We start from the raw sequence: 13,284 nt of genomic DNA, 5'->3' as shown, positions 1-13,284 counted from the left end.
GCTCCGCGCCTGGAAACCGGATTGCGTCGAGGCCGGGCCGCGGCCCGCTCCCCCGGGAAGCCGGCCGAGCGGCATGCACCGCCGACAGGATCTAGCGTGGCATCGGAGGCTGCTTCTTCAGCCCCAGAATTTCTCGCGCCTCGCCGGCGGTAGCAACGGTGCCTCCCAGCTCTCTTAAAACGCGCACGGCCTTGTCCACGAGCACGGTGTTGCTCCTGGCAAGGACGCCTTTTTCCAGATAGATGTTATCCTCCAGGCCGACCCGAACGTGGCCGCCCAGAAGCCAGGCCTGCGCCAACATCGGAAACTCCCAGCGCCCGACGCCAAAGGCCGCCCAATGCGCGCCTGCCGGCAGAAGCGATTTCATGTACATCAGCGTTTCGGGCGTGGCGATTGCCCCGTAACGCACGCCGAGCACGATCTGAAACAGCGCCGGCTGCGCCAGCCTCCCCTCCTGAAGGAACTGATTGGCGAGCTGGATGTCTCCGGTATCGAATACCTCGATCTCCGGCAGTACGCCCGCATTGCGAATGATATCCGCCATGACGGCGAGATTGCGGGGCGTATTGATGACGACGGAAGAACCGGAATACATCGTGTTGAAATCGAGACTGCAGATCTCCGGCCGCAGGGAAGCGATATGTTCGACCCGGTGCTCCGGTCGCATCAGCGTCGTCCCCGGTGCCGCGATGCGCGGTTCGTCTTCGCTGGGGACGAACCGTCCGCCAGGGCCGGTCGTCAGGTTGATGATCACGTCCTCGTCCGCTGCCCGCAGGCGCTCGACAACCTCGCGGTAGTGCTGCAACTCCATGCTGGGCCTGCCGTCCGGATGCCGCACATGGATATGAACGATCGCAGCGCCCGCCCGCGCAGCGTCGATGCAGGCAGCGGCGATCTGCTCGGGCGTGACCGGCAGATAGGGGGTCTGATCGATCGTCGTGATATTGCCTGTGACGGCGCAGCTTATGATGGTCGGTTTGGCCAAGGCTTTTGTGTTCCTCGTTGAGCGTCACGCGCGAATGAAGTCGCACTGTCCTTAAGACACTGGCTCGCACCCGAGGCTGCGGATCACAATTGTTATCGCCGCCCGTTTCGCGAGAAGAAACGCCAGCGGAGGTGGGAATGTTTCGCAGGGAGAAACGGGACCGCAATTGCCTTCGTTCCTGGCAAGGGAATGCTAGGGATCGGTATCGAAAGGTGGCCAGATGACAGAACAGCGTCCCGATTTTACCGCATTCCGTGAACGACTGCTGACGCGCCAACGGATGCTCGGCACATTCCTCAAGCTTCCCACGACGCAGGTGGTCGAGATATTGGGAGCGATCGGCTACGATTTCGTGGTCATCGACCAGGAGCATGCCGCGCTCGGGCGCGACATGACCGACCTGATGATCTTTGCGGCTCGTGCCTCGAATATCGCGCCGGTGGTGCGTATCGCCGAATTCAGCGAAGCAAACATCCTGTCGGCGCTCGATTCGGGCGCGATGGGGATCATGGTCCCGCATGTGAGCTCGGTCGAAAAGGCTCGGGCAATTGCACGCAGCTGCCGATACACCGGAGGCAGCCGAGGGTTTGCCGGGCTGACGCGCGCCAGCAATTGGGGAAATATAGACGCGGTGCATCATATGTCGCTGCAGGACAGCCGGGTCGCCTGTATCGCGATGATCGAAGATTTTGAAGCCGTTGACCGGACGGCGGATATCGCCAGGGTAGACGGCATAGACGCATTGTTCATCGGCCGGGGAGATCTGACGGCAGCATATCGGGGCGATCCGCAGGCCGGCGCCAAGGTGGGGGAAATAAGCAGGCAGGTCGCGGCGGCGGCACGAGAGGCCGATATACCGCTCATGATGCTGCCGACCAGCAAGGCCGACTTCAATTTTGCGATCGAACTCGGGGCGAGTGCGATGTTGGTATCGAGCGACCATGGCTTCATCCGATCGGCCGCCGCCGCCGCTCTCAAGGAATATTCGGCTTAAATTCATTGTCGGCAGGTCTTTTCGGGAGGAAAAATGCCATTGATCGAAGTTCCGGAACTGGCCGCTCCAAGAGTTGCGCTCGTGACCGGTGGAAACAGCGGGATCGGGCGGGCGATCGCCGCGCGGCTCGCCCGGATGGGCACCACCATCGTCGTCGGTTACAACAGCCGCCCGGAGATGGCCGCTGACGTCGTCCAAAGCCTTCACGGCGGTGGCCACAGCGCCCTGCGCATCGCGATCGACGATCCGGCATCCGTCGCCGAGGCGGCCGCCGCCGTCGGTGAAAAATTCGGCAGCCTCGATGCCCTGATCAATTGCGGGGGGGCGACAACCCCGGTCGCGGCCAATGACCTCGACGCGCTGACCGACGACATATTCGATCGCGCGGTAGCGATAAACCTCAGAGGCCCCTTCGCAATGGTTCGCGCATTCCGCCCGATGCTGGAGCAAGGCAACAACGCCGCCGTCGTCAATATCTCCTCCATCGCGGCCCGGACCGGTGTGGGAAGCAGCCTGGCCTATATTGCGGCGAAGGGCGGATTGGATTCGCTCACAATTGCCCTCGCCAAGGTGCTGGCACCCAAAGTTCGCGTTTTCTCCGTTTCGCCCGCCGGCGTGGATACGGATTTCGTGCCTCACCGCACCCGGGACCAGCTGCAAAAAGTCGCGGAGCGCCTTCCTCTGGCCAGGATCACCGCTCCCGACGACGTCGCGCGGGCCGTGACCGCCTGCATCGTCAACCTCACCAGTTCGACGGGAATCGTCATACCGGTCGATGAAGGCCGCCATCTCTAACCGCTGAAGCCGCAGATATGTCAGAGGCGGCGGCGCCGTCGGGCGCTGCCTTCCCGCTGCTTCTGCATCATTGGTCAGCCGTCTGGCGAAACAGGTTGCCTGCGACATTGCCAGCTTGAGCCGGCTTTGTATTGTGAACAGCTGCGACATGGCGAGGGCATTGGTCCGGTTGTTGGAGACAAATGGGCGCGCATAGTTGCAAATCGACTGAACAACTTTTGGATGGGAGCCTCGGATGAAGCTGAGCCAAGACGTTCTACTGGGACTCTTTTTCGTTGTTTTTGGCGTCGTATCCGTTTCCGTTGCGATGAGTTACCCCTTCGGCACATCCGGTCGGATGGGGCCTGGCTATTTTCCTGTCATCATTTCGAGCCTGCTGGTGTTGACGGGCCTCCTCGTCCTCTTTCGTTCGCAATTCGTCCAGCCGGAACGGCTGCCGGCCATTCGGTGGAAGCCGCTCTTGCTGATCCCCGGTGCGGTGGTGATGTTCGGGCTGGCGGTCGAGACCCTCGGCTTGCCGCTGGCCGTTCTCCTGCTGACGATCTTGAGCGCGGCAACGAGCATCAAATTTCACATCGGATGGAAGGCCGTCGCAGGGTCTCTCGCCTTTGCCGCGCTCTGCTCCGTCGTCTTCATCGAACTCCTCGGCCTACCCATTCCCATCGTGGGAAGCTGGCTGCGGGTTCTCGGTTTCTAACCGCTTTGCAGGATTGACATGGACATTTTCAATGGACTTCTCCTGGGGTTTTCGACGGCCACGACGCTGTCCAATTTCGCCTATTGTTTTGCGGGAGTGCTTCTTGGCACCGCGGTGGGGGTCCTGCCCGGCCTCGGGCCGATCGCGACCATTTCCATGCTGTTGCCGTTCACCTTCGGGCTGCCTGTCGACACGGCGCTGATCATGCTGGCGGGCATCTTCTACGGATCGCAATATGGTGGCTCGACGACTGCAATCTTGATGAATCTTCCGGGAGAGGCCTCATCGGTCGTCACCACGCTCGACGGGCACCAGATGGCAAAGCAGGGCAAAGCCGGGCGGGCCCTGGCGGCGGCGGCAATCGGGAGCTTCTTCGCCGGCACGGTGGGAACGCTTTTCATCGTGATAGCAGCGCCACTGCTGGCAAGCCTTGCTCTCACCTTCGGGCCGGCGGAATATTTCTCGCTGATCATGCTCGGCCTCATCACCTCGATGGTGTTGACCAGCGGATCGCTTTTGACAGCCTTCGGCATGGCGCTGTTCGGCATCGTCCTCGGAATGATCGGAACCGACATCAACACAGGGGCCGCGCGGTATACGTTCGGCTCGCCCTACCTGCTCGACGGGCTGGATTTCGTTGTCGTCGCCACGGGCATATTCGGTCTGGGCGACGTCCTCATGAACCTGGAAAACGAGCGTTTGCGGGTGACCGGGGTCGCGCCCGTCAGCAGCCTGTTCCCGACGGCCGAGGACTGGCGCCGGATGTCCGCGCCGATCCTGCGCGGCACCGGTATCGGGGTCCTGCTCGGCGTATTGCCCGGCGCCGGCGTCCTGCTGGCGTCCTTCTCGGCCTATGCGCTGGAGAAGAAGATCTCGAAGCATCCCGAGCAATTCGGCAAGGGGGCGATCGAGGGCGTAGCCGCACCAGAGGCCGCCAACAACGCCGCAGCGCAAACCTGTTTCATACCGATGCTGACGCTCGGCCTTCCGGGAACGGCGACCATGGCTCTGATGATCGGAGCGCTGGTCGTTCAGGGCGTTCAGCCCGGACCGGAAATCCTGTCTCAGCAGCCTGCCCTGTTCTGGGGCCTGGTCGTGTCGATGTGGCTTGGCAACCTGATGTTGCTTTTCCTGAACCTTCCGCTCGTGGGCATGTGGGCGAAGCTGATTTCGGTGCCATACCATTTTCTGTTCCCGACGATCTGCGTCTTCATGGCGATCGGCGTCTACAGCATCAACAACAGCGTTTTCGACGTGTACATGATGGCGCTGTTCGGGGTGCTCGGATATTTCTTCAAGAGGATGGGAGCAGAGCCCGCGCCGCTCATCCTGGCCATGATCCTTGGTCCCATGGCGGAAGAATATCTGCGCCGGACGCTGCTGATCTCCCATGGCGATGCAAGCGTCTTTTTCACGAGCCCCCTCAGTCTCGGAACATTGGTCGTGGCCGCCCTGCTACTCTTATCGATCGTGTCGCCGCGCTTTCGCAAAGTGCGTGAGGAAGGGCTGCAGGACGTCGATTGATCGGCAACCGCACGGATCCATATTGCGTACCAACTTTGAGGAGATCCTTATGCAACAGGACGACGACAGGCGCCTAAAGGCCCTTTTAGACCGCGAAGAACTCTTCGATCTCGTGCGCCGCGAACGCTTTGCCCGTGACCAGCGCCGTTTTGAGGTGATGAGCGCATGCTTCCACCACGACGCCTATATCCGAACAAGCTGGTACGAGGGACGTGGTGGTCAGGCCTATGTGGACGCTACGCGCGAGTGGATGAAAGCGACCGGCAACAGCAAACACTGGGTGTTTCCGGCCTTTGCGCAAGTGACTGGGGACCGGGCAACGGTGGAAAGCCCGGCGATGATCTTCAACCGCGCGAGGCCTGACGGCATCGAGATTGATCTTCATGTCTTCTGCCGGTTCTTCTCCCGCGCCGTGAGGGAGGCGGGCACCTGGAAGCTCCTCACCTTCGAGGTCCTGTTCGAGAGGGATATCGTCAAGCCCGTCAACCCGGCGGAGACACTTCCCATCGACTGGTCCGTCCTGTCGACGATGCGTCCCGCCTACAAATTTCTGGCTTATATCCAGCACACGCGCGGGGTAACGGTAAAATCCGATCTGCTGGGCGACGATCGGCCGGACCAACTAAGCGCTTTTCATGAGGGCGAGGAACGCTGGCTGGCCGGCGCGGACTGACGGCCATCAAGGCTTGCGATCGAGCGGACCATTCCAAGCAGCGGAATGGTCTCAGTCAGAGGTTCGCGGTGGCAATCCGGCACGATAGTGTTGCGCCTATAGAACTCGATTCAACGGGTGGGAGGAAATGTGTAATGAACAGGCGGGAATTTATCGTATTGGGCGGGACAGCTGCCATGCTGGCGTCCAGAGGAATTGCGCTGGCCGACAGTTGGCCGAGCAAATCGGTGGTGGTGATCTCGGCCTATCCTCCGGGTGGCACCAGTGACATTATAGCCCGGCTGGTCGCGGACGCCTTGACGGCCAAATACGGCCAGCAATTCGTCATCGAGAACCATGCTGGCGCAGCCGGGGCCCTGGCTGGCGGCAGGCTCGCGCGCGCCGCGCCCGACGGCTACACGATCATGATCAGCGGCAGTGCGCCGATTGCGGCCAACAAGGTGGTGCAAAAGAACCTTGCATACGATCCGCAGGTGGACTTCACACCGATCTCGATTGTCGCTGAAAGCCCGGCGCTGCTCAGCGCAAGCGCTTCGGCTCCGGCGAAATCGGTCCAGGAACTCATCGCCTATGCGCGGGCAAACCCTGGCAAGGTGAATATCGGAAATCCGGGCGCGGGGACCAAGGGGCACATAGCCGCTGCCATCATCGGGCAGATGGCCGGCGTGCAGATCAACCATATTCCCTACAAGGGCTCGCCGCCGCTGCTGGCCGACCTGCTGGGCGGACACATCCACTTCGCGCTCGACGCCCCGTCCAACTATCTCCCCCATATCCGCGACGCGAAAATCCGCGGGCTTGCGGTTACCTCGGCCAAGCGAATTCCGGAACTGCCCGAGGTCCAGACCGTCGCAGAACAGGGCCTCAACGGCTACGAGCAGACCCTCTGGTTCGGCGCTGTCGGCCCAAAGGGGATGTCCAAGGAGATCGTGAGCAAGATCCATACCGCCATCAAGGAGTGGAGCGATACGCCGACAGCACAGAAGAAGTTTGCGTCGCTCGGACTGACGCCTGTCGTCAATTCGCCTGACGAAATGGCCGGCTCGATCGAACGCGAGATCCGGTCGATCGAGCCGCTGGTCAAGGCCGGGCTTGTCGAGCCAACCTAAGCTCGTTGCAGGCGCCCGAAGGCTTTTCGGCGTCGCGGCCGCAATCACCTGGCCGCGACACCGTTCGGCGGGACTTAGAGATGCTGGCACAAGGATGGAATTGGACCGGATGAACGAACGCCTCACTCTCAACGTCAATGGGCAGGTGCATGAGCTTGAGGTGCCTTCGACGGCGCCGCTTCTGGACGTGCTGCGCAATCACCTGGGGCTGAAAGGCAGCCGGTATGGCTGCGGGTTGGAGCAATGCGGCGCCTGCATGGTTCTGATCGACGGCGTTGCCGCCTATTCCTGCAGTCGGGAGATCGGCACGCTGTCCGGCCGCACGGTCACCACGGTCGAGGGCTTGGGCTCGGCGGATGCGTTGCACCCGCTGCAGCAGGCATTCCTCGACGAGCAGGCGGGACAATGCGGTTATTGCCTATCGGGCATTCTGATCGCGGCAAAGGCTTTCCTCGATCGCAATCCCGACCCGGCGCGGGCCGAGATCGCCGCCGCACTCGATGCAAATCTCTGCCGCTGCGGCTCCCACCCCCGCATTGTGCGCGCCGTGTTGAAGGCGGCAGCCGACATGCGCGAGAAGGCAGCCTGATGACCGCGCTTACCTTCAGCCTGAAGGACAATCCCCGGCTCGACCGCTGGCTTCGTTTTCAGGACGACCACACGGTGCGGGTCGGCACCGGCAAGGTGGAACTCGGCCAGGGCGTGCTGACAGCGCTTGCGCAGATCGCGGCGGAGGAACTGGATCTTCGCGTTGACCAAGTGCGGATGATGTCCGGCAACAGCGTCGAGGGGCCGGGGGAAGGTTATACCGCCTCGAGCTGGTCCATCGAGCATTCCGGTGCTGCGATCCGGCTCGTCGCAGCGGAAGTCCGTGCCCTTGCCCTGGCGCGGGCGGCGCTGCGCTTGAACGCGGCACCCGACGAGCTGACGGTCGCGGACGGCGCCTTCCTGAAGAACGGTGCGCCGAGCGGCATCGACTATTGGAGCATTGCGGCAGAACTCGACCTTTCGGCCGAAGCCACCGGCACGGTTGCGCCAAAACCCCAAAACGCTCACCGTCTCGTCGGCAGATCTGTCCCACGGCTGGACCTGCCGGCAAAGCTGACCGGATCCGGCTTCATCCAGGACATGATGCTTGCGGGAATGTTGCACGCGCGGACACTGCGCCAGCCCGGGCCGGGAGCAACGCTTCTAAAACTGGATGAGACGATCATCCGGCGCAGGGCGGGAGCCGACATCCGTATCGTTCGCCTCGACAATTTCGTGGCACTTGTCGGCACCGACGAGACCGCCGTCCGCGCTGCGGCCGTGGCTGCAACGGAATGCGCCGTCTGGGACAATGCCCTTTGTCTCGCACCCGAACAGGCGACGCCAGACTGGGTCGCCTCCCAGCCCTCCGACGACCGCCTGATGGGCGATCCTGCGCCGGAAAAGGCGACGGATCGCGTCTCCGCGCGCTTCACGCGCCCGTTCCTTTCGCACGGCTCCATCGCGCCCTCCTGCGCGATCGCGCTCTACCGTGACGGCATCCTTACCGTCTGGTCCCATGCACAGGGCATGCACCCGCTGCGGGAGAATATCGCAAAGACGCTCGGATTTTCTCTCGACGCGGTTGCCTGCCATCATGTCCAGGGTGCCGGCTGTTATGGTCATAACGGTGCCGACGACGCCGCGTTGGACGCGGCCCTTGTGGCGCGCGCGCTGCCCGACCAGCCGATCCGCCTGATGTGGCGGCGCGAAGAGGAATTTGGCTACGAACCGCTCTCCTCGGCCATGACCGTTGCCGTCCATGCAGAACTGGACGCGGCCGGCCGGCCCGTCGACTGGACCACGGAAATCTGGAGTGCCACCCATGGCCAGCGGCCCGGCGTCGGCGGCGCCAGCCTGCTTGCCGCCCACGCCATGAACACGCCGCCACCTGACCGCAAGCCCTTCGACATTCCGCTTGAACGCGGCGGTGGAGCTGCCCGCAACGGCATTCCTCTCTACGACATCGGTCCGAAGCGGATCGAATTGCATCTGATCCACGACGTGCCGGTACGGACCTCGTCACTGCGTGGCCTCGGCGCGACGCTGAATGTCTTTGCCATCGAAGGCTTGCTCGATGATCTGGCCGGACGCGCAGGCGAAGATCCGGTTGCATACCGGCTGGCCATCCTTTCCGACCCTCGCGCCCGTCGCGTCCTCGAGAAAGCAGCCGTGATGGCGAACTGGTCATCCCGCGATCCCGGAGGCGCCGGAAGCGGTCTGGGCATCGGCCTCGCCCGCTACAAGAATTCTTCGGCCTATGCAGCGGTCGTCGCCGCCGTCGACGTGGACGAGGCCGTGCGGGTCACGGATATCTGGTGCGCCGTCGATGCCGGTCTCGCCATCAATCCTGATGGAATTCTCAACCAGATCGAAGGCAATATCGTCCAGGCCATCAGCTGGACGCTGATCGAGGAGGTCCGCTTCGCGCCGCAGGGTATCGCGACGCTTGACTGGGAAAGTTATCCGGTCATCCGCTTTTCGCAAATACCCGAGATTCGCGTCGAGCTTGTCGAGGCCAGCGAATACCCGCCGCTCGGCGTCGGTGAATGCGCAGGTGGTCCAACGGCAGCCGCCATCGGCAATGCTGTCGCCCATGCCCTGGGCACACGCATCCATCATATGCCGATGACCCGCGATCGGATCATGACGGCCCTGATGGCATGATGGGACAGCCGGCGACGACGGTTGGACACGCCACACCGGGGTCCGTCGTGTTCGGATCGGGATCTTGCTTCACCGACTTTTGGATCGCGCGTCCGGGCAACGCTTCCGATCGCATCAAACAAGAAGGGTAGTTGAAAATGACGGATCTCTCTGCAACATCTGGCAGGATATCGAACCCGACAGGCGAATTGATGCTGTTTTACAGCCCCGGGTCCTGTTCGCTGGCATCACACATCGCCCTGGAGGAAACCGGCAGGCCGTTCAGACCGGTGAAGATGCTACTCTCGGAAAACCAGCATCTGACTCCGGAATACCTGGCAATCAATCCCCGAGCCAAAGTGCCGGCACTCGTCGCGCCGGATGGCAGGGTGATCACCGAGAACACCGCGATATTGACATTCATTGCCTTGACCAGTCCGCACGCCGGCCTGTTTCCGGCCGACATTCTCGACCAGGCGCTGTGCATCTCCCAGATGGCCTGGTTTTCGAACACGCCGCATATCTTCCAGAGAGCGAAGTTCAGGCCTTATCGGTTCGTCGAAAGAAAAGAAATTCATGACGACGTCCGCAGCAAGGCATTGTCCTCCTATTGGGAGAGCATGCAGGAGATAGACGGGCTGATTGCCGGCAACGAGTGGATCATGGGCGATCGGTACACGGTCGTGGATCCCTACGCCCTCGTCTTCTACGGCTGGGGAAGGAGCAACGGGCTGCCAATGGACACCTTGAAAAGTTTCACGCGGCATCACAACCAGATGCGAGAGCGGGCGGCCGTAAGGGCGGTGCTGGAGCGGGAGGACAACCCCCACTTCAAGTGAGGCGTATCTCCCATTCAATCGGCGTGAGCCCGCCTTAGTCCTCGCGCGATGAGAACGAAACAAAGAACTGGTCGGCGAGCTTTTTCGATGTCGCCTGCATCAATCTGCCGCCCAGCGCCGCAATCTTTCCGCCGATGTCCGCATTGGCGCTATAGGTCAGGATGGTGGCGTCGCCATCCTGCGCAAGCCTGACAACGCAGTCTCCCTTGGCAAACCCGGCGATGCCGCCGTTTCCCTTGCCGATGATGCGGCAGCTCTGCGGAGCCTCGATATCGATGATCTCGACGGTGGCCGCAAAGGTTGCGGAAACCGGGCCCATCTTGAGCACGACCTTGGCGTCGAAACTGTTCTCGGCCGTCTGGGTCAGTTCCTTGCAGCCGGGAATGCAACGGCGCAGGACATTGGCATCGAAGAGCCTCGCCCACACGTCGGCACGTGGCTCTTCCAGCCGGTACTCTCCAGTAATTTCCATGAAAACTCGCTCTTCGCCGCGCAAGCGACGAAGCCCTGTGTTGGATGATGATGATCGGGTCGGTGGATTCTAGGCTCAGACCGCGCAGTATCGCTCCTGAATGTCCTTGTCCGCCAGAAGTGTTGCCGCATCGCTGCGATAGACGATCTCGCCCTGGTCGACGATAACCGCCCGGTCCGCAAGGTTGAGTGCCCATTCGACATTCTGCTCGACGAGGAGCAGCGTCGTGCCCTCCTCCCGCAGCCGCCTGAACAGTGCGCCCATCTCCTCGACCAGCACGGGCATGATGCCTTCCGACGGCTCGTCGAGCAGGATCATCTTCGGCCGGGCGATCATGGCGCGGGCTATCGCCAACATCTGCTGCTCGCCGCCCGACATGGTTATACCTTCTTGATGCAACCGCTCTTTCAAGCGCGGGAAACTGCGGGCGATCTCCTCGATCGCAGCCGCCTCGTCGATCCGCTTGCGGTCGGCGACGAGCCCCAGCTGCAGGTTTTCCAGCACCGTCAGCCCCCGCACGACACGGCGTTCTTCCGGAACATAGGCGAGGCCGCGGACATAGCGGTCGTGAGCCTTTAGCCGGGATATGTCTTCGTCGTTGAACCGGATAGCGCCGGTGGTGCGCGGCATGAGCCCCATGATCGAACGGATGATGCTCGTCTTGCCCGCGCCGTTGCGGCCGACAAGCGCGACGATCTCGCCCGGTTCCACCGCGAACGATACCCCGTGAAGCACATGGCTCGCGCCATACCAGCCGTTCAGGCCTTCGATTTCAAGCATAGCCATCATTTTGTCCCAGGTAGACGCGACGAACCTCGGAGTTCGCCTGGATTTCCTTCGGTGTCCCGTCGGCCAGCAATTGGCCATGGTGAAGGACGAGCACGCGGTCGCTGAGGCCGAGGATCATCTTCATCTTGTGCTCGACCAGCAGGATCGTGCGTTGGGCCGCCAGCTTCTCTATCAGCGCGACCATCTCGCGCGTCTCTTCCGGCCCCATCCCGGCGGTCGGCTCGTCGAGCAGAAGAAGCGCCGGATCGGCCACCAGGGCGATGGCGATTTCCAGTGCGCGCTGCTGTCCGTGGGCCAGGAATTTGGCCGGTATCGCCGCCCGCGCCGACAACCCGACGGATGCGAGCACCGCCGAGGCCCTGTCCTCGCTATCCCTATCGGTACGGCGGTCTGCCCAGATGTTCATCCGCGAGCGGAAAGCCTGTGCCGCGACACGGACGTTCTCAAGGACGGAAAGGTTGGGGAAGATGTTGGTGATCTGGTAGGAGCGGGCGATGCCGCGGTGCACATAATCGTGCTGTGGCACGCCCGCCATATCCGTGCCACGAAACCTAAGCGTTCCGCTCGAGGGTTTCAGGGCGCCGGACAGGATGTTGAAGAACGTGCTCTTGCCGGCGCCGTTCGGCCCGATGATGGCGGTGATCTGGCCTTCCTGGAAATCGGCCGTGACATCCTTCAACGCGACCAGTCCGCCGAACTGCTTGCCGATATTGGTGACACTCATGATGGGTGCGCTCATCGGCTTTTGCCCCAGGCTATCAAGGTGCCCCAGATGCCCTTGGGCAGATAGAGGACGAAGAGGATGAAAATCACGCCGACAATCAGCTGCCAGTTGGATGTCCAGAGCGAGAAAATGTCCTCCATCGAAAGAAACGCCAGCGCGCCGATAAAGGGACCGAAGAAGCTGCCGGCGCCGCCGAGCAGCGTCATCATCACGATCAGACCGGACGTATGGTAGTGGAGCGAATCCAGGGGCACGATCGAGAGATGCATCGCCGACAGCGTGCCCGCGAGCCCGCAGAGAATGCCTGAAAGGATGAAGGACAAAAGCTTGGTTCGCTCGACATCATAGCCGCAGGCGCGCGCCCGCGTCTCGTTTTCGCGGATCGCCTCGATCACCGCGCCGAAAGGCGAATTCAGGACCCTCGACACGAACCAGAGCGCCGCCGCGACCACGATCATGATCGCGTAATATTTCACCAGAGGATCGAGGAAATTTACCGAGAAGCCGGGAAGATGCAACGTGCTGACCGTAAAGCCGCGCAGACCGTTTTCGCCGCCGGTCCAGGAGGAGGCTTGCAGCGCGGCATAGTAGACGAGCTGTGCCAGCGCGAGCGTCACCATTGAGAAGTAGATGCCACGTGTGCGGATGGCGAGCACCCCCATGACCGTCGCAAGCAGGCCCGAAGCCAGCACGCCGATCAGCATCGCGATGAACCAGTGGATCCCGAAAGCACCGATCGCGATACCCGTCGCATAGGCTCCGGCCCCGAAGAAGGCCGCATGACCGAAGGAAAGCAGGCCGGTATAGCCGAAGAGCAGGTTGTAACCGACCGCGACGAGGCCGTAGATCAAGACGTTGACGGCCAGCGCCTGCGAAGGCAGCATCCAGGGCAGGATGCAGAGCGCCAGGATTGAAAGCGCCACCCGCCAGCGGCTGACATTGGAAAACCGTGTCGCGAAGCTGCGTCGGGCGGGCGCCGGGACAAGTTCCGCATTTCTGATGACGGACAT

14 protein-coding genes are annotated in these 13,284 nt (G+C 62.1%); 9 read left to right on the top strand and 5 right to left on the bottom strand.

What is annotated here, in order from left to right; genetic code table 11:
* Positions 1-91: 91 nt before the first annotated feature.
* Positions 92-985, bottom strand: coding sequence for a 3-keto-5-aminohexanoate cleavage protein (locus C5L10_RS19415; protein ID WP_105431032.1), 894 nt, complete (start codon positions 983-985; stop codon positions 92-94).
* A gap of 220 nt (positions 986-1,205) precedes the next feature.
* Between C5L10_RS19415 and C5L10_RS19410 the strand changes: the two genes are divergently transcribed.
* The 9 genes from C5L10_RS19410 (at position 1,206) to C5L10_RS19370 (ending at position 10,289) form a co-directional block, all read left to right on the top strand.
* A complete protein-coding gene (locus C5L10_RS19410; RefSeq protein ID WP_105431031.1) occupies positions 1,206-1,979 on the top strand; it encodes an HpcH/HpaI aldolase/citrate lyase family protein in 774 nt (257 codons plus the stop codon).
* A 33-nt stretch (positions 1,980-2,012) separates the two neighbouring features.
* Positions 2,013-2,774 (top strand): SDR family NAD(P)-dependent oxidoreductase, encoded by a 762-nt coding sequence (locus C5L10_RS19405; protein WP_105431030.1) that lies wholly within the window; start codon positions 2,013-2,015, stop codon positions 2,772-2,774.
* A 235-nt stretch (positions 2,775-3,009) separates the two neighbouring features.
* Positions 3,010-3,471, top strand: a complete 462-nt coding sequence (locus C5L10_RS19400; RefSeq protein ID WP_105431029.1) for a tripartite tricarboxylate transporter TctB family protein — start codon at positions 3,010-3,012, stop codon at positions 3,469-3,471.
* Between the two features lie 18 nt (positions 3,472-3,489).
* Positions 3,490-4,995: a tripartite tricarboxylate transporter permease gene (locus tag C5L10_RS19395; RefSeq protein WP_105431028.1), complete on the top strand. Its 1,506-nt coding sequence runs from the start codon at positions 3,490-3,492 to the stop codon at positions 4,993-4,995.
* Between the two features lie 49 nt (positions 4,996-5,044).
* A complete protein-coding gene (locus C5L10_RS19390) occupies positions 5,045-5,668 on the top strand; it encodes a nuclear transport factor 2 family protein (RefSeq protein ID WP_105431027.1) in 624 nt (207 codons plus the stop codon).
* A 134-nt stretch (positions 5,669-5,802) separates the two neighbouring features.
* Positions 5,803-6,777, top strand: coding sequence for a tripartite tricarboxylate transporter substrate binding protein (locus tag C5L10_RS19385; protein WP_105431026.1), 975 nt, complete (start codon positions 5,803-5,805; stop codon positions 6,775-6,777).
* Between the two features lie 109 nt (positions 6,778-6,886).
* A complete protein-coding gene (locus C5L10_RS19380; protein ID WP_105431056.1) occupies positions 6,887-7,366 on the top strand; it encodes a (2Fe-2S)-binding protein in 480 nt (159 codons plus the stop codon).
* Positions 7,366-9,471: a molybdopterin cofactor-binding domain-containing protein gene (locus tag C5L10_RS19375; RefSeq protein ID WP_105431025.1), complete on the top strand. Its 2,106-nt coding sequence runs from the start codon at positions 7,366-7,368 to the stop codon at positions 9,469-9,471. The genes C5L10_RS19380 and C5L10_RS19375 overlap by 1 nt, the downstream gene beginning before the upstream one ends.
* Before the next feature lie 137 nt (positions 9,472-9,608).
* Positions 9,609-10,289 (top strand): glutathione S-transferase family protein, encoded by a 681-nt coding sequence (locus tag C5L10_RS19370; RefSeq protein WP_105431024.1) that lies wholly within the window; start codon positions 9,609-9,611, stop codon positions 10,287-10,289.
* A 34-nt stretch (positions 10,290-10,323) separates the two neighbouring features.
* Here C5L10_RS19370 and C5L10_RS19365 read toward each other — a convergent pair whose 3' ends face one another.
* From C5L10_RS19365 to C5L10_RS19350, 4 genes are all read right to left on the bottom strand, one after another.
* Positions 10,324-10,761 (bottom strand): CoxG family protein, encoded by a 438-nt coding sequence (locus tag C5L10_RS19365; RefSeq protein WP_105431023.1) that lies wholly within the window; start codon positions 10,759-10,761, stop codon positions 10,324-10,326.
* Between the two features lie 75 nt (positions 10,762-10,836).
* Entirely contained in the window at positions 10,837-11,541 is a 705-nt protein-coding gene (locus C5L10_RS19360) for an ABC transporter ATP-binding protein (RefSeq protein WP_105431022.1), read from the bottom strand.
* Positions 11,534-12,289, bottom strand: coding sequence for an ABC transporter ATP-binding protein (locus C5L10_RS19355; protein WP_105431021.1), 756 nt, complete (start codon positions 12,287-12,289; stop codon positions 11,534-11,536). The genes C5L10_RS19360 and C5L10_RS19355 overlap by 8 nt, the downstream gene beginning before the upstream one ends.
* Positions 12,286-13,284 carry a branched-chain amino acid ABC transporter permease gene (locus C5L10_RS19350; RefSeq protein ID WP_105431020.1) on the bottom strand — a complete coding sequence of 333 codons (999 nt, stop codon included), beginning with the start codon at positions 13,282-13,284 and terminating at the stop codon, positions 12,286-12,288. Before C5L10_RS19350 ends, C5L10_RS19355 begins: the two co-directional genes overlap by 4 nt.

The sequence above is a fragment of the Neorhizobium sp. T6_25 genome, from assembly GCF_002968555.1.
Classification (GTDB): Bacteria; Pseudomonadota; Alphaproteobacteria; order Rhizobiales; family Rhizobiaceae; genus Neorhizobium.
This window is presented reverse-complemented; position numbering and strand designations above follow the sequence as displayed.

Coding starts and splice junctions, on each gene's coding strand:
- C5L10_RS19355 (WP_105431021.1), bottom strand. CDS start 12,289: ATGAGCGCACCCATCATGAGTGTCACCAATATCGGCAAGCAGTTCGGC.
- C5L10_RS19375 (WP_105431025.1), top strand. CDS start 7,366: ATGACCGCGCTTACCTTCAGCCTGAAGGACAATCCCCGGCTCGACCGC.
- C5L10_RS19395 (WP_105431028.1), top strand. CDS start 3,490: ATGGACATTTTCAATGGACTTCTCCTGGGGTTTTCGACGGCCACGACG.
- C5L10_RS19410 (WP_105431031.1), top strand. CDS start 1,206: ATGACAGAACAGCGTCCCGATTTTACCGCATTCCGTGAACGACTGCTG.
- C5L10_RS19380 (WP_105431056.1), top strand. CDS start 6,887: ATGAACGAACGCCTCACTCTCAACGTCAATGGGCAGGTGCATGAGCTT.
- C5L10_RS19350 (WP_105431020.1), bottom strand. CDS start 13,284: ATGTCCGTCATCAGAAATGCGGAACTTGTCCCGGCGCCCGCCCGACGC.
- C5L10_RS19390 (WP_105431027.1), top strand. CDS start 5,045: ATGCAACAGGACGACGACAGGCGCCTAAAGGCCCTTTTAGACCGCGAA.
- C5L10_RS19405 (WP_105431030.1), top strand. CDS start 2,013: ATGCCATTGATCGAAGTTCCGGAACTGGCCGCTCCAAGAGTTGCGCTC.
- C5L10_RS19360 (WP_105431022.1), bottom strand. CDS start 11,541: ATGCTTGAAATCGAAGGCCTGAACGGCTGGTATGGCGCGAGCCATGTG.
- C5L10_RS19385 (WP_105431026.1), top strand. CDS start 5,803: ATGAACAGGCGGGAATTTATCGTATTGGGCGGGACAGCTGCCATGCTG.
- C5L10_RS19365 (WP_105431023.1), bottom strand. CDS start 10,761: ATGGAAATTACTGGAGAGTACCGGCTGGAAGAGCCACGTGCCGACGTG.
- C5L10_RS19370 (WP_105431024.1), top strand. CDS start 9,609: ATGACGGATCTCTCTGCAACATCTGGCAGGATATCGAACCCGACAGGC.
- C5L10_RS19400 (WP_105431029.1), top strand. CDS start 3,010: ATGAAGCTGAGCCAAGACGTTCTACTGGGACTCTTTTTCGTTGTTTTT.